Source organism: Mycobacterium sp. NGS69, assembly GCF_059812165.1.
The window spans coordinates 250,128-271,762 of sequence record NZ_JCALCD010000002.1; the positions used below are offsets into that span (position 1 = coordinate 250,128).

Sequence of the window (21,635 nt, forward strand, 5' to 3'; positions counted from 1 at the left end):
TTTCCCCTACCGGACCTGGGCCCGCCCGCGTTGCAGCACCGCGTCGCGGTTGGCGGCGATGTCGTCGCCGCTGGTGCGGAACTGCCGGGCGGCCGTGGCCTCCAGCCACAGCCCGGTGCTGGTGTGCGTGTCGTCGATCCGGTGATAGGAGGCCAGCAACGCCCGCACCGCGTTCTGGTTGTTGCCGACGATCGAGGCGGCCACCTGGCGGGCCGTGGGCATCAGCCGGTCGTGCGGCACCACCTCGGTCACCAGGCCGGCGCGCAGCGCGTCGGCGGCGGACAGGTAGTCCCCGGTCAGGCTCATGCGCCGGGCCAGCCCGACGCCCACCTTCTGGGGTAGCCGCACGCTCAGTCCCCAGGTGGGCAGCAGGCCGACGCGGGCGTGCGTGTCGGCGAAGCGGGCCTGCTCGGAGGCGATCAGGACGTCGCAGTACAGGGCCAGCTCCAGCCCGCCGGTGACGGCGGCGCCGTTGATCGCGCCGATCACCGGCTTGGTCAGCGGTGGCCAGCGCGGCGAGATGTCGGGCAGCGCCGACTCGCTGCCCAGCTCCTTGAGGTCCAGCCCCGCGCAGAACACCGGGTCGGCGCCGGTGACGATGACGACGTCGACGCCGTCGTCGGTCTCGGCGTCGGCCAGGGCGCCGAAGAAGCGGTCCCGCAGCGCCGAGGACAGCGCGTTGCGCGCCTGCGGGCGGTTGAGGGTCAGGGTGCGCACCCGCTCGTCGGTTTCGATCAGCAGGACGTCGTCGGTCATCTGTTCACCGTAGAGGGTCCCTCCGGGCGTTTATCGTGGAGACCATGTGCCGGAACATCACCGAACTGCGGGGCCTGCAGCCGGAAGCAACGCCGGAGGAAGTCGCGGCGGCCGCGCGCCAGTACGTGCGCAAGGTCAGCGGCATCACTCGGCCGTCGGCCGCCAACGCCGACGCGTTCGAGGCCGCGGTCGCCGCGGTCACCGAGACCACGGCGCGACTGCTGGCGGCCCTGCCGCCGCGGCGCCAACCGCCCAAGACCGTGCCGCCGCTGCGCCGGCCCGAGGTGGTGGCCCGCCTCGCAGGAGCGAAATGACGCCGGCGCTCAAGGAGTGGGGAGCGGTGGTGCACGCGCTGCTCGACGGCCGGCAGCGGGTGTTGCTGCGCAAGGGCGGCATCGGCGAAAAGCGGTTCGAGCTCGCGGCCCGCGAGTTCCTGCTGTTCCCGACCGTCGCCCACAGCCACGCCCAGCGCGTTCGGCCCGAGCACCTCGACCTGCTGGACGCCGGGGCGGCCGACAGTGCCGACGAGCATCTGGTGCTGCGCGCCGCTGCGAAAGTGGTTGCGGCGCAAGAGGTTAACCGGCCGGATGGGCTCGACGCGATCGAGGACCTGCACATCTGGACGGCCGAGTCGGTGCGCGAGGACCGGCTGGACTTCCGGCCGAAGCACAAGCTGGCCGTGCTGGTGGTGTCGGTGATCCCGCTGGCCGAGCCGGTGCGCATCCCGCGGGCCCCCGAATACGGCGGCTGCACCAGCTGGGCGCAGCTGCCGCTGGCCGACGTCCGGCTGGCAGCGCCGGTGCACGACGACGCCGCGCTAGACCGGGTCGCCCGCCGGGTCCGCGACGCGGTCGGTTAGCGGATCGGCGGGGCCGACGGGAAGCAGCACCCGGGACCGCCCGTAGTGCACGGCGTGGGTGGCCGGGGTGGACTGCAGGCCCGTCAACAACGGTTCCGCGGTGCCGAGGTTGCGCGCAAAGCGCGGGAACCAGCTGCCCGCGATCAGCACGCGGATGCGCGAGCCGGCGCGGAAGCGATGGGCGATCCCGTCGAGTTCCACCCGAACGAGCTCGGTCCCGGCGGCGGCGTCCGCGGCGCCCAACCGCCGGTAGCCGTCGCTGACGTTGCGGGAGCGGCCCTTGGCGTCGACCTCGCTCACCCGGACGAACAGGTCGACATGCGGATTGTCGGAGCTGTGCGCCAGCTCCACCACCGGGTTCCCGTACGCGTACAGGTCGTGGGTGAGCGTGAGGCTGGTGAACGCGAGGACGTCGTCGCGCGCGGCGAGGCGGGTGTCGTCGCGGTAGCCCCCGTTCGTGGACAGCAGCGGGCCGCCGGTGGTGGGCGTCGGGTCGGCGGGGTCGTAGCGAAATGTGGCCGGTGCCAACCCGTTCGGGCTCGGCGCCGTCTCGCCCAGGTGTCCGCCGGGCCGCAGGTACAGCGCCCGCTCGGTGGTGGCGGGCGGCCAGTCGGGCAGGTGGCGCCAGGCCTGGCCCCCGTCCACGCCGGTGACGCAGACGTGCACGCTGCTCGGCCGGCGCCGGGCCGTCTCCCCGGCCAGGTGGGTGTCCAGCCAGTCCAGCGTCTCCCGCGCGCTGATCGGGAGCGCCTTGCCCAGCAACTGGGTGTGTGTCCAGGGGCCGACGGTGAGCGCGACGTCCACCCCGCGGCCGTGCAGGTGGGCGTACTGCTGCAGCGTCTGCCGGATGAAAATGTCCTGCCAGCCGCCGATGAGCAGCACCGGCACCCGCGCGCGGTCCAGCGCGTCGGTGAAGCGCCGGGCGTCCCAGAACGCGTCGTTCTGCTCGTGGTGTTCGATCCACGATTCGAACCACGGCGCACCATCGCCGAGCAGGGCCCGGGCCGCGGCGCCCAGCGGCAGCGCGCCCGCCGCCTCCATCACCTTGCGCCGGGCCTGCAGCTGACGCAGCGCCATCTTGACCCGTCGCGGGTCCTCCTGGTTAGCGACCAGATCGCTCCAGCCCAGGAAGTCGTTGACGGCGAAGGAGCCGGTGCCCCACACGGAGGCGTTGAAATCGTGCGGGCCCGCGGTGATGACGGCCGCGGCCAGCTCCGGCGGCGGATCCTGCAGCAGCGCCCACTGGGTGAAGCCCAGATAGGACACGCCGACGGTGCCGAAGCGGCCGGTGAACCACGGCTGTTCGCGCAGCCAGACGACCGTGTCGGCGCCGTCGGCGGCCTCGTTGACCATCGGGTCGAATTCCCCGCCCGACCCGTACGTGCCGCGCACGCTCTGCAGCACGACGTGATAGCCGCGAGCGGCGTGCAGCCGCGCGTAGGCGTGCGAGAACGGAAACCCCCGCCCATAGGGTCCGCGGACCAGCAGGGTGCCCGCGGGGCCGGCGGTGGTGGGGGCGTAGTGGTCGGCGGCCAGCGTGACCCCGTCGCGCATCGGCACGTCGACGCGCTCCACGGTGTACTCGGTGGTCGCCCGCCGCACGCCCAACAGCCGGCCCAGTGCGGCGTCGCCGACCCGTCCCAGCGTGCGGGGTTTGGGCTGTGCGGCGCGGGTCGAGGTGGTGCTCACCGGCCCAACACTAGGTTTTTTCGGGGCGCCGGGCGACGTAATCAGAACTTGTAGTACGGCGCCAGGTCGTTGGCGCGCTGCAGATTAGTGGACATGCACTCCACCTCCGGGTTGGAGTACACCGTCGAGAAGTACAGCGCCTGCTGCAGCACCCCGTAGCTGGTCTTGAACGCGACCATGCACGAGTAGAACCAGAAGCTGTTGTGATAGGTCGGCTTCATCACCCAGTACTGCGCCGCGCGGTGCCCCGCAATCGTGGTCTCGATGGCGTCGGGCGGCAGGGATTGTTCGTAGGTGCGCCAGATGATCGGCTCGACGGCCACCTGGTAGTTGCCCGCGTCGAAGTGGCAGCGCAGCCCGTCCTCGTGTTCGGGCGGCGTGAACCCCAGCCCGAGCCGCTGCACGACGTCGAACGGGATGTCCTCGCACGCGTCGAACGGGCGCGGGTCGGTGGTGGCCACGATGGGACTCTTCATGGTGGTCTCCATCGGCTGGGCCGTCGACCGCAGCTCGACGCGCCCACCGCCGCTCGGTCCGGGCGGGGCGCTTTGTGCGCCCACGACCAGTGCCGTGGCCAGCGCGCCCAACGCTCCGATCAACCGCAGCCTGGCGATCACCGACATCTCCTACCCTCCCTTGCCGGGAGTGTAGAGCCCCCGCAGTGAAAAGAGAACACGTTCTAATCCCGCGGGCAAGGGCCCGGCGGAAACCTGCCCATCGCGCAGGGTTCGTTAGGCTGGTTAGTCGTGGCGAGCCGGGAATCGACTAATGGTGCGCAGCCGACGCTGTGGGCCGTTTCCGACCTGCACACCGGTCACCTCGGCAACAAGCCGGTCACCGAATCGCTGTACCCGTCGTCGCCGGACGACTGGCTGATCGTCGCCGGCGACGTCGCCGAACGCACCGACGACATCCGCTGGGCGCTTGACGTGCTGCGCCGGCGGTTCGCGAAGGTGATCTGGGTGCCCGGCAACCACGAGCTGTGGACCACCACCCGCGATCCCATGCAGATCTTCGGCAAGGCGCGCTACGACTACCTGGTCAACATGTGCGACGAGATGGGCGTGATCACGCCGGAGCATCCGTTCCCGGTGTGGACCGAGCGCGGCGGCCCGGCCACGATCGTGCCGATGTTTCTGCTGTACGACTACACCTTCTTGCCCGAGGGGGCGACGAGCAAAGCCGAGGGCATGGCGATCGCGCGGCAGCGCAACGTGGTGGCGACCGACGAGTTCCTGCTCTCGTCCGAGCCGTACGCCACCCGCGAGGCCTGGTGCCGCGAGCGGCTGGCCGCCACCCGCGCCCGCCTCGAACAGCTGGACTGGATGACGCCGACCGTCCTGGTGAACCACTTTCCGCTGGTGCGCGACCCCTGCGACGCCTTGTTCTACCCGGAGTTCTCGCTGTGGTGCGGAACCACCAAGACCGCCGACTGGCACACCCGCTACAACGCGATCTGTTCGGTGTACGGGCACCTGCACATTCCGCGCACCACCTGGTACGACGACGTGCGCTTCGAGGAGGTGTCGGTGGGCTACCCGCGCGAGTGGCGCCGCCGCAAGCCCTACAGCTGGCTGCGCCAGGTGCTGCCGGATCCCCAGTACGCGCCGGGCTATCTCAACGACTTCGGCGGTCACTTCGTGATCACCCCCGAGATGCGCCGCCAGGCCCAGCAATTCCGGGAACGAGTGCGGCAGCGGCAGTCTCGATGACGGGCCGCACGCTGGTGGCGTCGGTATTGCCCGGCACCGCATCGGAGGATCTCGCGTATTCGGAGGTGTATTCCGACCCGCCGGGCCTGAGCCCGCTGCCCGAGGAGGAGCCGCTGATCGCCAAGTCGGTCGCCAAGCGGCGCAACGAGTTCATCACCGTGCGGCACTGCGCCCGCGTCGCGATGGGTGAGCTCGGCGTGCCGCCGGTGCCGATCCTCAAGGGCGACAAGGGACAACCGTGCTGGCCCGACGGGGTGGTCGGCAGCCTCACCCACTGCACGGGCTATCGCGGGGCGGTGGTGGGGCGCGCCGGCGCGGTGCGCTCGGTGGGCATCGACGCCGAACCGCACGACGTGCTGCCCGACGGCGTGCTGGGCGCGATCGCCCTCGAGGACGAACGCCAGGAGATCGCCGCGCTGCCCGCGGGCCTGCATTGGGACCGGATCCTGTTCTGCGCCAAGGAAGCGACCTACAAGGCGTGGTTCCCGCTGACCGAGCGCTGGTTGGGTTTCGAGGACGCCCACATCGTGTTCGACGTCGATCCGCCCGGAAGCACTGGGATGTTCGTCTCCAAGATCCTGATCGACGGCGCCGCGCTGTCGGGTCCGCCGCTGACCGCACTGCGCGGCCGCTGGTCGGTCGAGCGCGGGCTGGTGCTTACCGGCATCGTGTTATGAGCTCGGGGCTTCCCGGCCCCGGTCCGGGAATAGTCCTAGTCGACAAGCCGGCCGGGATGACCAGTCACGACGTCGTGGGCCGCTGCCGGCGCATCTTTTCCACCCGCCGGGTGGGGCACGCGGGGACGCTGGACCCGATGGCCACCGGGGTGCTGGTGATCGGCGTCGAGCGGGCCACCAAGATCCTCGGCCTGCTCACCGGGGCGTCGAAGTCGTACGCCGCCACCATCCGCCTGGGGCAGACCACCTCCACCGAGGACGCCGAAGGCGAAGTGCTGCAAACGGTTTCGGCCGGGCACGTGACGGACGCGGAGATCGCCGCCGGGGTCGCCGCGCTGCGCGGGGACATCGAACAGGTCCCGTCGGCGGTCAGCGCGATCAAGGTAGACGGCCGTCGCGCCTATCGGCTGATCCGCGAGGGTCACGCCGTGGAACTCGCGGCGCGGCCGGTGCGCATCGACCGGTTCGAAGTACTGGCCGTGCGCCGCGACGGCGAGCTCGTCGACATCGACGTCGAGGTCGACTGCTCGTCGGGCACCTACATTCGCGCGCTGGCGCGCGATCTCGGCGCCGCGCTGGGCGTGGGCGGGCACCTGACGGCGTTGCGGCGCACCCGCGTCGGGCGTTTCGGGCTGGACCAGGCGCGCTCGCTCGACGACCTGGCCGAGGCGCCCCGGCTGGCGCTGACCCTGGACGAGGCGTGCCTGCTGCTGTTTGCCCGCCGCGACCTGTCCGCCGAGGAGGCCCTGGCGGCCAGCAACGGCCGGTCCCTGGCGCCGGCCGGCGTCGACGGCGTCTACGCCGCGACCGACGCCGACGGCCGGGTGGTCGCGCTGCTGCGCGACGAGGGGAGCGGGACCAAGTCCGTCGTAGTGATCCGTCCCTCGACGCTGTCGCGGTAGGTTCGTACGAATGAGCAAAGACAGGGTCCGCGTGCGCATCGGGGACGGTGGCGTAGCGACGGTGACGATGGTGCGCGCCGACAAGCACAATGCGCTTGACCACGCCATGTTCGAGGGCTTGATGAACGCGGCAGCGCAACTGGCGGAAGACAAATCGGTTCGCGCGGTCGTGCTGCACGGCGAGGGGAAGAGCTTCTGCTCGGGCCTGGACGTCGGCAGCTTCATGTCTGGACAGGGTGGCACCGGCGTTCTCCTGGAACGCGACGGCGACCGGGTGGCCAACTTCGCGCAACGCGTGGCCTACGACTGGTCCCTGGTGCCGGCGCCGGTCATCGCCGCGATCCACGGGAACTGCTTCGGCGGCGGCCTGCAGATCGCGCTGGGCGCCGACATCCGGATCGCCGCCCCGGACGCGAAGCTTTCCATCATGGAGGTCAAGTGGGGGCTGGTCCCCGACATGGGCATCACGCAGACACTGCCGCGGCTCGTCCCCATCGACGTGGCCAAGGAGCTGACCTTCACCGGCCGCATCGTTTCGGGCAGCGACGCTTTGGCGCTCGGGCTGGTCACGCGAAACAGTGACGATCCGCTGGGATCGGCGCTGGCACTCGCGGACGAGATCGCGCGCAAATCTCCCGACGCCGTCCGCGCTGCCAAGCGCCTCTACGACGAAACGTGGGTCGGCAACGACGCCGCGGCCGCCCTGAAACGCGAATCCGAGCTGCAAGTCGGGCTGATCGGCAAGCCCAATCAGCTTGCCGCCGTGGTGGCCGGAATGTCGCGCGAGGACCCAGTCTTCGTCGACCCCGCCTGACGTCGGGCGCCCCGGCAGCGACGGGGGTTCCAGCGACCGAGTTCACCCGGCTAAGCTCCGGACTAGACGGGTGTCAATTCGCCCCACACCTCCGGAAGGCGCGCAGAAATGTCCAACAAGGTTTATGTCGTCGGCGTCGGCATGACGAAGTTCGAGAAGCCGGGCCGCCGCGAGGGCTGGGACTACCCGGACATGGCCAGGGAGTCGGGCACCAACGCGCTGGCCGACGCCGGCGTCGACTACCGCGACGTGCAACAGGGCTACGTCGGCTACGTCGCCGGCGACTCGACGTCGGGCCAGCGGGCGCTCTACGAGCTGGGCATGACCGGCATCCCGATCGTCAACGTCAACAACAACTGCTCGACCGGCTCGACGGCGCTTTTCCTGGCGGCGCAGGCCATCCGCGGCGGGATCGTCGACTGCGCGATCGCGCTCGGCTTCGAGAAGATGCAGCCCGGCGCGCTGAGCGGCGGCGCCCAGGACCGCGAATCGCCGATGGGCAGGCACGTCAAGGCGATGGCCGAGATCGACGAGTTCGCGATGCCCGTCGCGCCGTGGATGTTCGGCGCCGCCGGCCGCGAGCACATGCGGCAATACGGCACCACCGCGGAGCACTTCGCCAAGATCGGCTACAAGAACCACAAGCACTCCGTCAACAACCCGTACGCGCAATTCCAGGAGTCCTACACGCTGGACGACATCCTGGCGGCGCGGATGATCTCCGACCCGCTCACCAAGCTGCAGTGCTCGCCGACCTCGGACGGCTCGGGCGCGGCGATCCTGGCCTCGGAGCGCTACGTCGACCAGCACGGGCTGGCCGGCCAGGCGGTCGAGATCGTCGGCCAGGCGATGACCACCGACTTCGCGTCCACGTTCGACGGCAGCGCCAAGAACCTCATCGGCCATGACATGAATGTGCAAGCCGCGCAACGCGTTTACGACCAGTCCGGGCTGGGTCCCGAGGACTTCCAGGTGATCGAGCTGCACGACTGCTTCTCGGCCAACGAGCTGCTGCTCTACGAAGCCCTCGGCCTGTGCGGGGAGGGCGAGGCGCCCAAGCTGATCGACAACGGCGACACCACCTACGGCGGACGCTGGGTGGTCAACCCGTCGGGCGGCCTGATCTCCAAGGGCCACCCGCTGGGCGCCACCGGGCTGGCGCAGTGCGCCGAGCTGACCTGGCAGCTGCGCGGTACCGCCGACAAGCGTCAGGTCGAGGGCGTCAACGCCGCCCTGCAGCACAACATCGGGCTGGGCGGCGCCGCCGTCGTCACGGCTTATCAGCGCGCCGAACGCTGAACCGTGATCGAGTGGTCCGACACCGACCTCATGGTTCGGGATGCGGTTCGTCAGTTCATCGACAAGGAGATCCGCCCGCATCTGGACGACCTGGAAACGGGCGCGCTGTCGCCGTATCCGATCGCCCGGAAGCTGTTCAGCCAGTTCGGTCTTGACGCGATGGCCGCCGAATCGGTCAAGTCGATGCTGGAGCGCGAGCGCGCCCGGGAGGCGGGCCAGGCGCCCGACGAAAAGCCCGACGGCGCGGGGGGTTTCGGTGGCGGCGCGCAGGCGTCGATGCTGGCGGTGCTGGTGTCGGAGCTGGCCCGGGTGAGCATCGGCCTGCTCAGCACCGCGTCGGTCAGCATCGGCCTGGGCGCGGCGACCATCATGAGCCGCGGCACGCTGGCCCAGAAGGAACGCTGGCTGCCCGACCTGATGACGCTGAAAAAGATTGCGGCATGGGCCATTACCGAGCCGGACTCCGGGTCCGACGCGTTCGGCGGCATGAAGACGTCGGTCAAACGGGACGGCGAGGACTACATCCTCAACGGGCAGAAGACGTTCATCACCAACGGGCCCTGCGCCGATGTCCTGGTGGTCTACGCCAAGCTCGATGACGGCTCCGACACCGACCGGCGCAACCGGCCGGTGCTGATCTTCGTGCTGGACGCGGGGATGCCGGGCCTGACGCAAGGCAAGCCGTTCAAGAAGATGGGCATGATGTCCTCGCCGACGGGCGAGCTGTTCTTCGACAACGTGCGGCTGACCCCCGATCGCCTGCTCGGCGAGAACCAGCGCCAGGCCGACGGCGACGGCCGCGAAAGCGCCCGCGACAATTTCGCCGCCGAGCGGATCGGGATCGCGATGATGGCGCTGGGCATCATCAACGAATGCCACCGGCTCTGCGTGGATTACGCCAAGACCCGCACGCTGTGGGGCAAGAACATCGGGCAGTTCCAGCTGATCCAGCTCAAGCTGGCCAAGATGGAGATCGCCCGAATGAACGTGCAGAACATGGTCTTTCACACCATCGAGCGGCAGCAGGCGGGCAAACCGCTCTCGCTGGCCGAGGCGTCGGCGATCAAGCTGTACTCGTCGGAGGCGGCCACCGACGTCGCGATGGAGGCCGTGCAGCTGTTCGGCGGCAACGGCTACATGGCCGAATACCGCGTGGAACAGCTGGCCCGCGACGCGAAGTCGCTGATGATCTACGCCGGCAGCAACGAGGTGCAGGTCACCCACATCGCCAAGGGCCTGCTGAGCTGATGGCGGCGACCCGCTGCGCCCGGCTTCGCCGCGCTTGCGATCGCCGCGGCTAGGCGACCACCCAGATCGCCCGGGCCGCCGGGCTGCCCAGGTCGACCGTGCACTCGGCGCCGTCGGCGGCCTCGATCGCGACGGAGATCATGCCGGCGAACTCCCGGCGGGTCAGCACGCGCAGCCGCGAGTCGAGTTGTATCCCGACACCGGTGAAATAGCGCAGCATCTCCGGGTCGGCATCGGAGATGCGGGCCACCGTCCCGGTGTCCCCGTCGCGGCACGCCCACAGCTGGCGGGCCGGCGGCGTGGGGACCTGCCCGTCGGAGGCCGGGATCGGGTCGCCGTGCGGGTCGCGCTGCGGGTAGCCCAGCTTGGCGTCGATGCGGGCCACCAGGCGGTCCGACACGGCGTGCTCGAGCACCTCGGCCTCGTCGTGCACCTCGTCCCAGCCGTAGCCGAGCTCGTTGACCAGGAAGGTCTCCAACAGCCGGTGCCGGCGCACCACTTCGAGGGCCGCGCGGCGCCCGGCCTCGGTCAGCGTGACGGCGCCGTACTTCTCGTGGTCGACCAGGCCCTGCTCGGCGAGCTTGCGGATCGACTCGGAGGCCGTGCTGGCCGACACCCCGATCTTCTCGGCCAGCATCTTGGTGCTGACCTTTTCGATCGACCACTCCTGGGCATTCCAGATGACCTTCAGGTAGTCCTGGCCGACCGCGGTGATGCCGCCTGGCTCATCGTCAGCCCTCACAAGCAGAAAGTTTAGGCAACCCACACCTGATTCGGCGTGCCTCGCCAAGATCTCGCGCCCCATGTTCGCGCCCGGCATCGTAGGCTTGCGGTCGTGCAGCGGTGGCGCGGCCAAGACGAGATTCCCACGGACTGGGGCAGATGCGTGGTCACCATCGGGGTGTTCGATGGTGTGCACCGCGGCCACGCCGAGCTGATCGCGCACGCGGTGAAAGCCGCCCGCGCACGCAACGTGCCGACGGTGCTGATGACGTTCGACCCGCACCCGATGGAAGTGGTCTATCCCGGCAGCCACCCCGCGCAGCTGACGACGCTGACCCGGCGCGCGGAGCTGGTCGAGGAGCTGGGCATCGACGTCTTTCTGGTGATGCCGTTCACCACGGACTTCATGAAGCTCACCCCGGAGCGCTACGTCCACGAGCTGCTGGTGGAGAACCTGCACGTGGTGGAGGTCGTGGTCGGGGAGAACTTCACCTTCGGGAAGAAGGCGGCCGGCACGGTCGCCACCCTGCGCAAGGCCGGCGAGCGGTTCGGGTTCGCCGTGGAGTCGATGTCGCTGCTGTCCGAGCACCACAGCAACGAGACCGTGACGTTCTCGTCCACCTACATCCGGTCATGTGTGGACGCGGGTGACATGGTGGCGGCGACGGAGGCGCTGGGCCGCCCGCACCGGGTCGAGGGCGTCGTCGTGCGTGGCGAGGGCCGGGGCGCTGAGCTGGGCTTTCCCACCGCGAACGTCGCGCCGCCGATGTATTCGGCCATCCCCGCCGACGGCGTCTACGCGGCCTGGTTCACCGTGCTCGGGCACGGGCCGGTCACCGGCACCGTCGTTCCGGGAGAGCGCTACCAGGCCGCGGTGTCCATCGGCACCAACCCCACCTTCTCGGGGCGCACCCGCACCGTCGAGGCGTTCGTCCTGGACACCACCGCCGACCTGTACGGGCAACATGTGGCCCTGGACTTCGTCGCCCGCATCCGCGGACAGCGCAAGTTCGACACGGTGAAGGGCCTCGTCACCGCGATGGGCGACGACACCGAGCGGGCGCGCGGCCTGCTGCCGCCCGACTAGCCCCGCCCGACGATTCGGAGCGGGCGCCGGCCCGCTGCTAAACTGCCTGACGACATCGGCGCGTGCTGCGGTTCGCGGTGGCCGCGCTGAAAAATCCAAATCGCGGACCGATTGATGGAGATTGTTTCGTGGCGCTTACTGCCGAGCAAAAAAAAGAAATCCTGGGCTCGTACGGCCTGCACGACACCGACACCGGGTCCCCGGAGGCCCAGGTCGCCCTGCTGACCCGGCGGATCGCCGATCTGACCGAGCACCTCAAGGTGCACAAGCACGACCACCACTCGCGGCGCGGACTGCTGCTGCTGGTGGGCCGGCGGCGCCGGCTGCTCAAGTACGTGTCCCAGATCGACGTCGAGCGCTACCGCTCGCTCGTCGAGCGCCTAGGCCTGCGTCGCTGACGCCTGGCAAATCCCGACGCCCGCTGGCCGGCTGAGTTCGCCCGTGTAGAGTGGGAGCGTTCTGGGCCGGTTCGGCCCGAGCAAACGGTGCGGTTTGCGCAGATCCGCGTAAGCCGTTCCAGCAAGTCACAAGGGAGCAGCCCGGTCTGCATCGGGCGGTCTTCGGTAGTGGCTGCCGGGCTCTCCGGATCTGGGGCAGGTCGGCCGCTTCGATCGATGGCCGTAGCCGCATTCAGACTTCTTCCTTTCAGGGAAGCTCTCGGGTTACTCGCGCGTGACGACGCGAAACAGCTGAATACCCAGAGAGGTCATACGGACACCCATGTCTGTAGCTGAAATCGACGAAGGCGTCTTCGAGGCGACCGCCACCATCGACAACGGGAGCTTCGGCACCCGCACCATCCGTTTCGAGACCGGCAGGCTGGCCCAGCAGGCCGCCGGCGCCGTGGTCGCATACCTGGACGACGAGAACATGCTGCTCTCGGCGACCACCGCCAGCAAGAGCCCCAAGGAGCACTTCGACTTCTTCCCGCTCACCGTCGACGTCGAGGAGCGGATGTATGCCGCGGGCCGCATCCCCGGCTCGTTCTTCCGCCGTGAGGGCCGCCCCTCCACCGACGCGATCCTGACCTGCCGGCTCATCGACCGCCCGCTGCGCCCGTCGTTCGTGTCGGGGCTGCGCAACGAGATCCAGGTCGTGGTGACGATCATGAGCCTGGACCCCAACGACCTGTACGACGTGCTGGCGATCAACGCCGCGTCGGCGTCGACCCAGATCAGCGGCCTGCCGTTCTCCGGACCCATCGGGGGCGTGCGGGTGGCGCTGATCGACGGCACCTGGGTCGCCTTCCCCACCGTCGAGCAGCTCGAGCGGGCCGTGTTCGACATGGTGGTCGCCGGCCGCAAGGTCGACGGTGACGTCGCCATCATGATGGTCGAGGCCGAGGCCACCGACAAGGTCATCGAACTGGTCGAGGGTGGCGCCCAGGCGCCGACGGAAACCGTTGTGGCCGAAGGCCTGGAGGCCGCCAAGCCGTTCATCGACGTGCTGTGCACCGCCCAGCAGGAGCTGGCCGACGCGGCCGCCAAGCCCGTCGGCGAGTACCCGACGTTCCCGGACTACCAGGAAGACGTCTACTACTCGGTCGCCTCGGTGGCCACCGACGAGCTGGCCAAGGCGCTGACCATCGGCGGCAAGGCCGAGCGCGACGCGCGCACCGACGAGCTGAAGGCCGAGGTGGCAGCGCGGCTCGCCGAAACCTACGAGGGCCGTGAAAAAGAGGTCAGCGCCGCGTTCCGCTCGCTGACCAAGAAGCTGGTCCGCCAGCGCATCCTGACCGACCACTTCCGCATCGACGGCCGGGGCATCACCGACATCCGCGCGCTGTCGGCCGAGGTCGCCGTCGTGCCGCGGGCGCACGGCAGCGCGCTGTTCGAGCGCGGCGAGACCCAGATCCTGGGCGTGACCACGCTGGACATGGTCAAGATGGCCCAGCAGATCGACTCGCTGGGGCCCGAGACGTCCAAGCGCTACATGCATCACTACAACTTCCCGCCGTATTCGACCGGCGAGACCGGCCGGGTGGGCTCGCCCAAGCGGCGCGAGATCGGGCACGGCGCGCTGGCCGAGCGGGCCCTGATCCCGGTGCTGCCCAGCGTCGAGGAGTTCCCGTACGCCATCCGGCAGGTGTCGGAGGCCCTGGGCTCCAACGGCTCCACTTCGATGGGGTCGGTCTGCGCGTCCACGCTGGCGCTGCTGAACGCCGGGGTCCCGCTCAAGGCGCCGGTGGCCGGCATCGCGATGGGCCTGGTCTCCGATGACGTCGAGGTGGACGGCAAGACCGAGCGCCGCTTCGTCACGCTGACCGACATCCTCGGCGCCGAGGACGCGTTCGGCGACATGGACTTCAAGTGTGCCGGCACCAAGGACTACGTCACCGCGCTGCAGCTGGACACCAAGCTGGACGGCATCCCGTCGCAGGTGCTGGCGGGCGCGCTGGCGCAGGCCAAGGACGCGCGCCTGACCATCCTCGAGGTGATGGCCGAGGCCATCGACGCGCCCGACGAGATGAGTCCCTACGCGCCGCGGGTGACCACCATCAAGGTCCCGGTGGACAAGATCGGCGAGGTCATCGGCCCCAAGGGCAAGGTCATCAACGCCATCACCGAGGAGACCGGCGCGCAGATCTCCATCGAGGACGACGGCACCGTGTTCGTCGGCGCCACCGACGGGCCCTCGGCGCAGGCCGCGATCGACCGGATCAACGCCATCGCCAACCCGCAGCTGCCGACGGTGGGCGAGCGCTTCCTCGGAACCGTGGTCAAGACAACGGATTTCGGGGCGTTCGTGTCGCTGCTGCCCGGGCGCGACGGCCTGGTGCACATCTCCAAGCTCGGCAGGGGCAAGCGCATCGCGAAGGTCGAGGACGTCGTGAACGTCGGCGACAAGCTGCGGGTCGAGATCGCCGACATCGACAAGCGCGGCAAGATCTCGCTGGTCCTGGTGGACGAAGAGGAAGCCGCGGAGACGCCGTCCGTCGCGCCCGCTCCTGCCGATGCCGCCACGGCAAGCAGCTAACCCCCCGGCGTCGCTGCGTCGGGGAACGCAGATCGCCGCGGTGAACCCGGACCACAAGGCCGTCCGCCGCACCACACTCCCGGGCGGCCTGCGGGTGGTCACCGAATACCTGCCCGCCGTGCGCTCCGCATCGGTCGGGGTCTGGGTCGGTGTCGGCTCGCGCGACGAGGGCTCCACCGTGGCCGGGGCGGCGCACTTCCTCGAGCACCTGCTGTTCAAATCGACCCCCACCCGCACGGCCGTCGGCATCGCCCAGGCGATGGACGCCGTCGGGGGCGAGCTGAACGCGTTCACCGCCAGGGAGCACACCTGCTACTACGCGCACGTGCTCGACAGCGACCTGGAGCTGGCGATCGATCTGGTCGCCGACGTGGTGCTCAACGGCCGCTGCGCAGCCGAGGACGTGGAGCTGGAACGCGACGTCGTCCTCGAGGAGATCGCCATGCGCGACGACGATCCCGAGGACGCGCTGGGCGACATCTTCCTGTCGGCGCTCTTCGGCGACCACCCGGTGGGCCGGCCGGTGATCGGCACCGCGCGTTCGGTTTCGGCGATGACGCGGGGCCAACTGCACTCGTTCCACGTGCGGCGCTACACCCCCGAACGGATGGTCGTCGCGGTCGCCGGCAACGTCGATCACGACCAGGTGGTGGCGTTGGCGCGCGAGCATTTCGGGCCGCACCTGGTCCGCGGGCGGCAGCCGATCGCGCCCCGCAAGGGCGCCGGGCGGGTCACCGGACAACCCGGGCTGACGCTGGTCAACCGGGATGCCGAACAGACCCACGTGTCGCTGGGCGTCCGCACGCCCGGGCGCGGCTGGGAGCATCGTTGGGCGCTGTCGGTGTTGCACACCGCGCTGGGCGGTGGCCTGAGCTCCAGGCTGTTCCAGGAGGTCCGGGAGCTGCGCGGGCTGGCCTATTCGGTCTACTCGGCGGTGGACATCTTCGCCGACAGCGGCTCGCTGTCCGTGTACGCCGCGTGCCTGCCCGAGCGTTTCCCCGACGTCATGCGGGTGACCAGCGAGGTGCTCGAAAAGGTGGCGCGCGACGGCATCACCGAGGCGGAATGCCGCATCGCCAAGGGGTCCCTGCGGGGCGGGCTGGTCCTCGGGCTGGAGGACTCCGGCTCCCGGATGAGCCGCATCGGCCGCAGTGAGCTGAACTACGGCAAACACCGCAGCATCGAACACACCCTGCAACAGATCGACGGGGTGACGGTCGACGAGGTCAACGCGGTCGCCCGCCGCCTGCTGGGCAAGCGGTACGGCGCCGCCGTCCTGGGCCCGTACGCGTCGAAACGATCGCTGCCCCAACAACTTCGGGCGATGGTACATTAGCGCCGTGGTTCTGGGCTTTTGGGATATCGCGGTGCCCATCGTGGGTGCGCCGATGGCGGGCGGCCCCGGCACCCCCGCGCTGGCCGCCGCGGTGTCCAACGCCGGTGGGCTCGGATTCATCCCCGCCGCGTACGTGAGCGCCGAACAGTTGGCCGAGGACATCGCCGCCGCGCGCGCCATGACGACGGGCCCGCTCGGCGTGAACCTGTTGGTGCCGCAGCCCAGCGTCGCCGACTGGGTCGCGCTGGACTATTACGCCGAGGAACTCGAAAACATCGCCGACCACTACCAGTGCGAGGTCGGCCGGCCCGAGTTCGGTGACGACGACGACTGGGGGCGCAAGCTCGAGGTGGTGTCCGACGTCCACCCCGAGCTGGTGTCGTTCACCTTCGGCGTGCCGCCGCCCGACGTGATCCGGCGGTTGAGCGCGCAGGGGTTGTTGGTGATGGTCACGGTGACGTCGCTGTACGAGGCGGGGATCGCCGTCGCCGCGGGCGCGGACAGCCTGGTGGTCCAGGGGCCCGACGCCGGCGGGCACCGCGGCACCTTCGCGCCGGACATGGAACCGCGTACCGAATCGCTGCACCACCTCATCGATCGGATCCACCGCGCGCACCGCGACGTCCCGATCATCGCGGCGGGCGGGCTGGGCACCGCCGAGGCCGTCGCCGGCGTGCTGCGCAGGGGAGCCGTGGCCGCGCAGGTCGGCACCGCGCTGCTGCTTTCCAACGAGGCCGGCACCAGCCAGGCGCATCGCACCGCCATGAAGAATCAGCTTTTCGGCAAGACCATCGTCTCGCGCGCGTTCTCGGGCCGCTACGCGCGCAGCCTGGAAAACGACTTCATCCGGCGCCTGGACACCGTGGCCCCCCTCGGCTACCCCGAGGTCAACCAGATGACGTTGCCGATCCGGGAGGCGGCAGCCCAGCGGGAGGACCCGGACGGGATGACCCTCTGGGCGGGAACGTCGTTCGACGAGGCGCGCCCCGGGCCGGTGGCCGACATCGTCGCCGGCTTAGACGTTTAGAGTGCTCGCCGGGTCGCTGAACGGCAAGCCCAGGTCGGTGGCCACCCGTTCGGACAGCAGCATCCCGTCGTGCGTCGAAAGCCCTTTGGCCAGAGCGGGATCCGACTGGCACGCCACCCGCCAGCCGGCCTCGGCGAGCCTGAGCACGTAGGGCATCGTGGCGTTGGTCAGCGCGACGGTCGACGTCTTGGGCACCGCGCTGGGCATGTTCGCCACGCAGTAGAACAGGGTGTCGTGCACCGCGAACGTCGGGTCGTCGTGCGTGGTGGGCCGCGAGTCCTCGAAGCAGCCGCCCTGGTCGATGGAGATGTCCACCAGCACTGCTCCCGGCTTCATCTGCGCGACAAGGGAATTCGAGATGAGGGTGGGCGCCTTGGCGCCGGGCACCAGCACGGCGCCGATCACCAGGTCGGCGCGCTTGACGGCCCCCTCGAGCTCCAAGGCCGACGAGTAGCGGGTGCCGACTCGGCCGGCGAACTCCGCGTCGAGCAGCCGGAGCTTGGCGATGTTGACGTCGAAAACCATGACGGTCGCGCCCATGCCGCCCGCCACCCGGGCGGCGTTGTAGCCGGCCGTGCCGGCCCCGATCACCACCACGTCGGCCGGCTTGACGCCCGGCACCCCACCCATCAGCACGCCGCGCCCGCCATGGGTGCGCATCAGGTGGTAGGCGCCGACCTGAGCGGAGAGCCGACCGGCGACCTCGCTCATCGGGGCCAGCAGGGGCAGCGCGCCGTCGGCGGTCTGGACCGTCTCGTAGGCGATCGAGGTCGCTCCGGCGGCCAACAGGGCGTCGGTGCAGGCGCGCGACGCGGCCAGATGCAGGTACGTGAACAGGACCTGGTCGCGTCGCAACAGGCCGTACTCGGCCGGTATCGGCTCCTTGACCTTCAGCAGCAGGTCGGCGCCGGCCCACACCTGCTCGGCGGTGCCGGCCAATTCGGCGCCCGCCGCCTTGAACTCCGCGTCGGGGATGGCCGAGCCTTCGCCCGCGCCGGCCTGGACGAGCACCTCGTGGCCGCGGCGGGTGAGTTCCGCGACGCCGGCGGGGGTGATGGCCACCCTGAACTCGTTGGTCTTGGTCTCGGTCGGGACGCCGACTCGCATGCGTCAAGTGTGGAGAAAGTTCGCGAAGGCCGCAAACGTCCGCGAACAGCGCCAATACCCTAGGGGGTATAGTGAGACAAGTCGTAACGTGACCCGACAGGAGAGGAGCAGAGCCGATGACTCAAGCGCGGAACCGGGGCCCCACGACGGTGACGATCTGGCTCGACCCGGTGTGCCCATTTTCCTGGAACACCGCCAGGTGGCTGAAGGACCTCGCCGGCGAACTGGAGTTGGCGATCGATTGGCGACTGATGAGTCTGGCGGTGCTCAATGAGGGCCGCGACCTGCCGGCGCCGCAGCAGGCGCGGATGCGTGACTCGCGGCGAATCGGCCGGCTGATGGCCGCAATCGGGCACACACACGGCGCCGAGGCCATGGCCGCGGCGTATTTCGCCTTCGGCGAGCGCTACCTTGAACGCTCCGAGGCGCTCGACGACAACCTGGTCGCGGAGGTGTTGGACGTGGTGGGCTGCCACGACATCGACGCCGACGTCATATCGGATACCGCCCAGGATGACGAGGTGCGGCGCAGCCATCAAGCCGGACAGGACGCGCTCGGGGAGAGCGGGGGCAGTCCGATCATTCAAATCGACGGGCGGACCTTCTTCGGACCCGTGCTGTCCGGGCCACCGGCACCGGAGATTAGACGAGCGCTCTTCGATGCGGTTGCCATGCTGGCCGCCGTTCCCCAATTCAGCCAGTTGCAGCGACCGCGCACTACGGGGTAGCCGGGTCACGCGGGGGAAAATCCGAAGGTGCTCGCCGCCGCGCGGTGGCAGCCATCGCGTACTGCGCTGTCCTCGCGAATTCGACCGTGGCCGCGCCCCTTCTGGTGTACCTCGTTGCGGGACCACGGATCGACCCGCACCTCGACTGGGTCCGGCGGTGGATTCAAGCCCGGCGCCGGGCGATGACGGCGGCGGCGCTCGTCATCCTCGGTTTTGCGGTTCTGCTATACGGGTTCTCCTGAGGCGAAACGTGCTTATGATCGGCGGATGGACGACCAGCAGGGTAGCTGGCGATGGTGACGCGCGATCCCGCCGTAGCGATCGTAGGGGCCGGCATGTCCGGCTTGTGCGTGGCAATCGCGTTGCTGCGCAGCGGCATTCGCGATGTCACCATCTACGAAAAGGCCGACGAGGTGGGCGGCACCTGGCGCGAAAACACCTATCCGGGCCTGACGTGTGACGTGCCGTCGCGGGTGTACCAGTACACCTTCGCCACCAAGCCCGACTGGTCGCACATGTTCTCGCCGGGCGGCGAGATCCAGGCCTACTTCCGGGGCGTGGCCGACCAATTCGGGCTGCGGGACCGGATCCGGTTCGGCACCGAGATCGTCAGCGCCCGGTTCGAAAACGACCGCTGGACGCTGCGCACCGACGCCGGCGAGGAGTCGACCGTCGACTTCCTGATCTCGGCGACGGGCGTGCTGCACCATCCCCGGATGCCGTCGGTCCCCGGGCTGGACGACTTCGGCGGCCACGCCTTTCACTCCGCGCGCTGGGATCACTCGGTCGAGCTGGCGGGCCGGCGAATCGCGGTGATCGGCAACGGATCCACCGGCGTGCAGCTGGTCTGCGGGCTGGCCGGCGTGGCGGCCAAGGTGGTGCTGTTCCAGCGCACCGCGCAGTGGATCGTCCCGATGCCCAACCCGCAATACTCCCGGTTCGCCAGCTTCACCCACCGGGCCGCGCCCTGGCTCGACCGGTTGGCGTATCGGGCCTACAGCGTCATCTTCGACACCTTCGCGGTGGCGCTGACCAAGCCGGGCCTGCGGCGCAAGGCGATGGGGGCGCTGTGCCGCGCCAGCCTGCGCCAGGTGCGCGACCCCGGGTTGCGCGCGGCGCTGACGCCCGACTACCAGCCGATGTGCAAGCGGCTGGTGGTCTCGGGCGGGTTCTACCGCGCGATGCAGCGCGACGACGTCGAGCTGGTGACGGCCGGCATCGACCACGTCGAACGGCGGGGCATCGTGACCGACGACGGCAACCTGCACGAGGTGGACGTCATCGTGCTGTGCACCGGGTTCGACACCCACGCGTTCTTCCGGCCGATGCGCCTGACCGGCCGCGACGGCATCGCCGCCGACGACGTCTGGCGCGACGGGCCACGCGCCCACCGAACCGTGGCGATGCCCGGTTTTCCCAACTTCTTCATGATGCTGGGCCCGCACAGCCCGGTGGGCAACCACTCGCTCACCGCCGTCGCCGAACACCAGGCCGACCACATCCTGGGCTGGATCGAGCGTTGGCGCCGAGGCGAATTCGACACCATCGAGCCGTCGGCCTCGGCGACCGAGCGTTACAACGCGCAGCTGCGGGCCGCGATGCCGGACACCGTGTGGACCACCGGCTGCAGCAGCTGGTACCTGAACAAGGACGGGGTGCCCGAGGTCTGGCCGTTCACGCCGGCCAAGCACCGGGCGATGCTGGCCAAGACGGATCTGCGAGAGTACGAACTGCGCAGGCACGTGGCCGCGCGCTGAGGGGAGGGGCCGGCGATGTTCACCGTCGACGACCAGGCAGCGGGTCCGCACTGTGGTCGCCGCGGGGCGGCGCTGGACCACGAGCGCCTGGTCCTCGAGGCGCGCGACGTCGAGTTCGACTGGTCGAAGCTGCCGTTCCACTACGTGCCCGGCGAGCCGTTCGCCACCCACGTCCTCAACGTCCTGCACCTGCTGCTGCCCGCCGGCGAGGAGTTCTTCGTCGACGTGTTCAAGCAGGCGCTGCCGCTGATCAAGGACGACCAGCTGCGCCTCGACGTGCAGGGATTCATCGGCCAGGAGGCCATGCATTCGCAGGCGCACTCGAAAGTGCTCGCCCACTTCGCCGCGCAGGGCGTCGACCTCACCCCGTACACCGACCAGATCAGGTGGCTGTTCGAGAAGCTGCTCGGGCCCAGGCCGGGATGGGGCCGGCGACGCCGGCACAGCTGGCTGCTGGAGCAGATCTCGATCGTGTCGGCGGTCGAGCACTACACCGCCATCCTGGGCGAGTGGGTGCTCGGCGCGCCCGCCCACGACGCCATCGGCACCGACCCGGTGATGCTGGACATGCTGCGCTGGCACGGCGCCGAGGAAGTCGAGCACAAGGCCGTCGCCTTCGACACCATGAAGCACCTGCGCGCCGGGTATTTGCGACGGGTGCGCGCCCAGCTGGTCGTGACGCCGGCCATGCTGCTGTTCTGGGTCCGCGGGGTCCGCTTCCTGTACTCGGTGGACCCGCACCTGCCGCCGGGTACCAAGCCGCACTGGTGGGAGTACATCCGCGCGGCGCGTCGGGGTCTGGTGCCCGGGCCGCTGCGCTTCGTGCGGGTGGTCGGCGACTACTACCGGCCGGGTTTCCACCCGTCCCAGCTGGGCGGGCTGGAGCTGGCCGTCGACTACCTGGCGCTCTCGCCCGCCGCGCGGGCGTCGCGCTGACC

At 69.8% G+C, this 21,635-nt stretch carries 22 protein-coding genes; 17 read left to right on the forward strand and 5 right to left on the reverse strand.

Annotated elements, in window-relative coordinates; all coding sequences use genetic code 11:
* Positions 1–6: 6 nt before the first annotated feature.
* The gene (locus AC5Y2S_RS06405; protein ID WP_499954743.1) at positions 7–756 is read right to left on the reverse strand and encodes an enoyl-CoA hydratase; all 750 of its coding nucleotides are present in this window, start codon (positions 754–756) and stop codon (positions 7–9) included.
* A 44-nt stretch (positions 757–800) separates the two neighbouring features.
* Here AC5Y2S_RS06405 and AC5Y2S_RS06410 point away from each other — a divergent pair, with 44 nt between their 5' ends.
* The gene (locus AC5Y2S_RS06410) at positions 801–1,070 is read left to right on the forward strand and encodes a DUF2277 domain-containing protein (RefSeq protein ID WP_499954745.1); all 270 of its coding nucleotides are present in this window, start codon (positions 801–803) and stop codon (positions 1,068–1,070) included.
* On the forward strand, positions 1,067–1,615 hold the full coding sequence (locus tag AC5Y2S_RS06415) for a DUF1802 family protein (RefSeq protein ID WP_499954747.1): 549 nt from the start codon (positions 1,067–1,069) through the stop codon (positions 1,613–1,615). Before AC5Y2S_RS06410 ends, AC5Y2S_RS06415 begins: the two co-directional genes overlap by 4 nt.
* On the opposite strand, the gene AC5Y2S_RS06420 is transcribed toward AC5Y2S_RS06415, so the two are convergent.
* Both AC5Y2S_RS06420 and AC5Y2S_RS06425 read right to left on the reverse strand, forming a co-directional pair.
* A complete protein-coding gene (locus tag AC5Y2S_RS06420) occupies positions 1,574–3,304 on the reverse strand; it encodes a CocE/NonD family hydrolase (protein WP_499954749.1) in 1,731 nt (576 codons plus the stop codon). The genes AC5Y2S_RS06415 and AC5Y2S_RS06420 overlap by 42 nt on opposite strands.
* Before the next feature lie 41 nt (positions 3,305–3,345).
* Positions 3,346–3,921, reverse strand: a complete 576-nt coding sequence (locus AC5Y2S_RS06425) for a DUF3558 domain-containing protein (RefSeq protein WP_499954751.1) — start codon at positions 3,919–3,921, stop codon at positions 3,346–3,348.
* A 129-nt stretch (positions 3,922–4,050) separates the two neighbouring features.
* On the opposite strand from AC5Y2S_RS06425, the gene pptH reads away from it, so the two are divergent.
* The 6 genes from pptH (at position 4,051) to AC5Y2S_RS06455 (ending at position 9,956) form a co-directional block, all read left to right on the forward strand.
* Positions 4,051–5,016: an ACP phosphodiesterase PptH gene (gene pptH / locus AC5Y2S_RS06430; RefSeq protein ID WP_499954752.1), complete on the forward strand. Its 966-nt coding sequence runs from the start codon at positions 4,051–4,053 to the stop codon at positions 5,014–5,016.
* Entirely contained in the window at positions 5,013–5,693 is a 681-nt protein-coding gene (gene pptT, locus AC5Y2S_RS06435; protein WP_499954753.1) for a 4'-phosphopantetheinyl transferase PptT, read from the forward strand. The genes pptH and pptT overlap by 4 nt, the downstream gene beginning before the upstream one ends.
* The gene (gene truB / locus AC5Y2S_RS06440) at positions 5,690–6,595 is read left to right on the forward strand and encodes a tRNA pseudouridine(55) synthase TruB (protein ID WP_499954755.1); all 906 of its coding nucleotides are present in this window, start codon (positions 5,690–5,692) and stop codon (positions 6,593–6,595) included. The genes pptT and truB overlap by 4 nt, the downstream gene beginning before the upstream one ends.
* A 10-nt stretch (positions 6,596–6,605) precedes the next feature.
* Positions 6,606–7,409, forward strand: a complete 804-nt coding sequence (locus tag AC5Y2S_RS06445; RefSeq protein ID WP_499954757.1) for a crotonase/enoyl-CoA hydratase family protein — start codon at positions 6,606–6,608, stop codon at positions 7,407–7,409.
* Positions 7,410–7,517: 108 nt separating this feature from the next.
* Positions 7,518–8,708, forward strand: a complete 1,191-nt coding sequence (locus AC5Y2S_RS06450; protein WP_499954759.1) for a lipid-transfer protein — start codon at positions 7,518–7,520, stop codon at positions 8,706–8,708.
* Positions 8,709–8,711: 3 nt separating this feature from the next.
* Positions 8,712–9,956: an acyl-CoA dehydrogenase family protein gene (locus AC5Y2S_RS06455; protein WP_499954761.1), complete on the forward strand. Its 1,245-nt coding sequence runs from the start codon at positions 8,712–8,714 to the stop codon at positions 9,954–9,956.
* Between the two features lie 49 nt (positions 9,957–10,005).
* Here the strand turns inward: AC5Y2S_RS06455 and mntR are convergent, their stop codons facing one another.
* The gene (gene mntR, locus AC5Y2S_RS06460) at positions 10,006–10,698 is read right to left on the reverse strand and encodes a manganese-binding transcriptional regulator MntR (protein WP_499954763.1); all 693 of its coding nucleotides are present in this window, start codon (positions 10,696–10,698) and stop codon (positions 10,006–10,008) included.
* A gap of 93 nt (positions 10,699–10,791) precedes the next feature.
* Between mntR and AC5Y2S_RS06465 the strand changes: the two genes are divergently transcribed.
* From AC5Y2S_RS06465 to AC5Y2S_RS06485, 5 genes are all read left to right on the forward strand, one after another.
* Positions 10,792–11,766, forward strand: coding sequence for a bifunctional riboflavin kinase/FAD synthetase (locus AC5Y2S_RS06465; protein WP_499954765.1), 975 nt, complete (start codon positions 10,792–10,794; stop codon positions 11,764–11,766).
* Between the two features lie 128 nt (positions 11,767–11,894).
* The gene (gene rpsO, locus AC5Y2S_RS06470) at positions 11,895–12,164 is read left to right on the forward strand and encodes a 30S ribosomal protein S15 (RefSeq protein WP_066909705.1); all 270 of its coding nucleotides are present in this window, start codon (positions 11,895–11,897) and stop codon (positions 12,162–12,164) included.
* 322 nt (positions 12,165–12,486) lie between these two features.
* Complete coding sequence (locus tag AC5Y2S_RS06475; protein WP_499954767.1) at positions 12,487–14,742, forward strand: polyribonucleotide nucleotidyltransferase; 2,256 nt, start codon at positions 12,487–12,489, stop codon at positions 14,740–14,742.
* Complete coding sequence (locus tag AC5Y2S_RS06480) at positions 14,720–16,078, forward strand: M16 family metallopeptidase (RefSeq protein ID WP_499954769.1); 1,359 nt, start codon at positions 14,720–14,722, stop codon at positions 16,076–16,078. Before AC5Y2S_RS06475 ends, AC5Y2S_RS06480 begins: the two co-directional genes overlap by 23 nt.
* Positions 16,079–16,082: 4 nt before the next feature.
* Positions 16,083–17,105, forward strand: coding sequence for a nitronate monooxygenase (locus AC5Y2S_RS06485; protein WP_499954771.1), 1,023 nt, complete (start codon positions 16,083–16,085; stop codon positions 17,103–17,105).
* On the opposite strand, the gene ald is transcribed toward AC5Y2S_RS06485, so the two are convergent.
* Positions 17,094–18,212 carry an alanine dehydrogenase gene (ald, locus tag AC5Y2S_RS06490; protein ID WP_499954773.1) on the reverse strand — a complete coding sequence of 373 codons (1,119 nt, stop codon included), beginning with the start codon at positions 18,210–18,212 and terminating at the stop codon, positions 17,094–17,096. The two genes, AC5Y2S_RS06485 and ald, sit on opposite strands and share 12 nt — an antisense overlap.
* 116 nt (positions 18,213–18,328) lie before the next feature.
* Here ald and AC5Y2S_RS06495 point away from each other — a divergent pair, with 116 nt between their 5' ends.
* The 4 genes from AC5Y2S_RS06495 to AC5Y2S_RS06510 are packed head-to-tail and all read left to right on the forward strand — an operon-like array spanning position 18,329 to position 21,633.
* Positions 18,329–18,940 (forward strand): mycothiol-dependent nitroreductase Rv2466c family protein, encoded by a 612-nt coding sequence (locus AC5Y2S_RS06495; protein ID WP_499954775.1) that lies wholly within the window; start codon positions 18,329–18,331, stop codon positions 18,938–18,940.
* Between the two features lie 44 nt (positions 18,941–18,984).
* Positions 18,985–19,182, forward strand: a complete 198-nt coding sequence (locus tag AC5Y2S_RS06500; RefSeq protein ID WP_499954777.1) for a GAP family protein — start codon at positions 18,985–18,987, stop codon at positions 19,180–19,182.
* Between the two features lie 51 nt (positions 19,183–19,233).
* Positions 19,234–20,697, forward strand: a complete 1,464-nt coding sequence (locus AC5Y2S_RS06505) for a flavin-containing monooxygenase (RefSeq protein ID WP_499954778.1) — start codon at positions 19,234–19,236, stop codon at positions 20,695–20,697.
* A 15-nt stretch (positions 20,698–20,712) separates the two neighbouring features.
* Positions 20,713–21,633 carry a metal-dependent hydrolase gene (locus AC5Y2S_RS06510; protein WP_499954780.1) on the forward strand — a complete coding sequence of 307 codons (921 nt, stop codon included), beginning with the start codon at positions 20,713–20,715 and terminating at the stop codon, positions 21,631–21,633.
* The last annotated feature ends 2 nt before the right edge of the window (positions 21,634–21,635 follow it).

Bases quoted from the DNA above. Each gene is read 5' to 3' on its own strand.
- AC5Y2S_RS06405 (WP_499954743.1), bottom strand. From the start codon at position 756: ATGACCGACGACGTCCTGCTGATCGAAACCGACGAGCGGGTGCGCACC.
- AC5Y2S_RS06410 (WP_499954745.1), top strand. From the start codon at position 801: ATGTGCCGGAACATCACCGAACTGCGGGGCCTGCAGCCGGAAGCAACG.
- AC5Y2S_RS06415 (WP_499954747.1), top strand. From the start codon at position 1,067: ATGACGCCGGCGCTCAAGGAGTGGGGAGCGGTGGTGCACGCGCTGCTC.
- pptT (WP_499954753.1), top strand. From the start codon at position 5,013: ATGACGGGCCGCACGCTGGTGGCGTCGGTATTGCCCGGCACCGCATCG.
- truB (WP_499954755.1), top strand. From the start codon at position 5,690: ATGAGCTCGGGGCTTCCCGGCCCCGGTCCGGGAATAGTCCTAGTCGAC.
- AC5Y2S_RS06445 (WP_499954757.1), top strand. From the start codon at position 6,606: ATGAGCAAAGACAGGGTCCGCGTGCGCATCGGGGACGGTGGCGTAGCG.
- AC5Y2S_RS06450 (WP_499954759.1), top strand. From the start codon at position 7,518: ATGTCCAACAAGGTTTATGTCGTCGGCGTCGGCATGACGAAGTTCGAG.
- AC5Y2S_RS06475 (WP_499954767.1), top strand. From the start codon at position 12,487: ATGTCTGTAGCTGAAATCGACGAAGGCGTCTTCGAGGCGACCGCCACC.
- AC5Y2S_RS06480 (WP_499954769.1), top strand. From the start codon at position 14,720: ATGCCGCCACGGCAAGCAGCTAACCCCCCGGCGTCGCTGCGTCGGGGA.
- ald (WP_499954773.1), bottom strand. From the start codon at position 18,212: ATGCGAGTCGGCGTCCCGACCGAGACCAAGACCAACGAGTTCAGGGTG.
- AC5Y2S_RS06495 (WP_499954775.1), top strand. From the start codon at position 18,329: ATGACTCAAGCGCGGAACCGGGGCCCCACGACGGTGACGATCTGGCTC.
- AC5Y2S_RS06505 (WP_499954778.1), top strand. From the start codon at position 19,234: ATGGTGACGCGCGATCCCGCCGTAGCGATCGTAGGGGCCGGCATGTCC.
- AC5Y2S_RS06510 (WP_499954780.1), top strand. From the start codon at position 20,713: ATGTTCACCGTCGACGACCAGGCAGCGGGTCCGCACTGTGGTCGCCGC.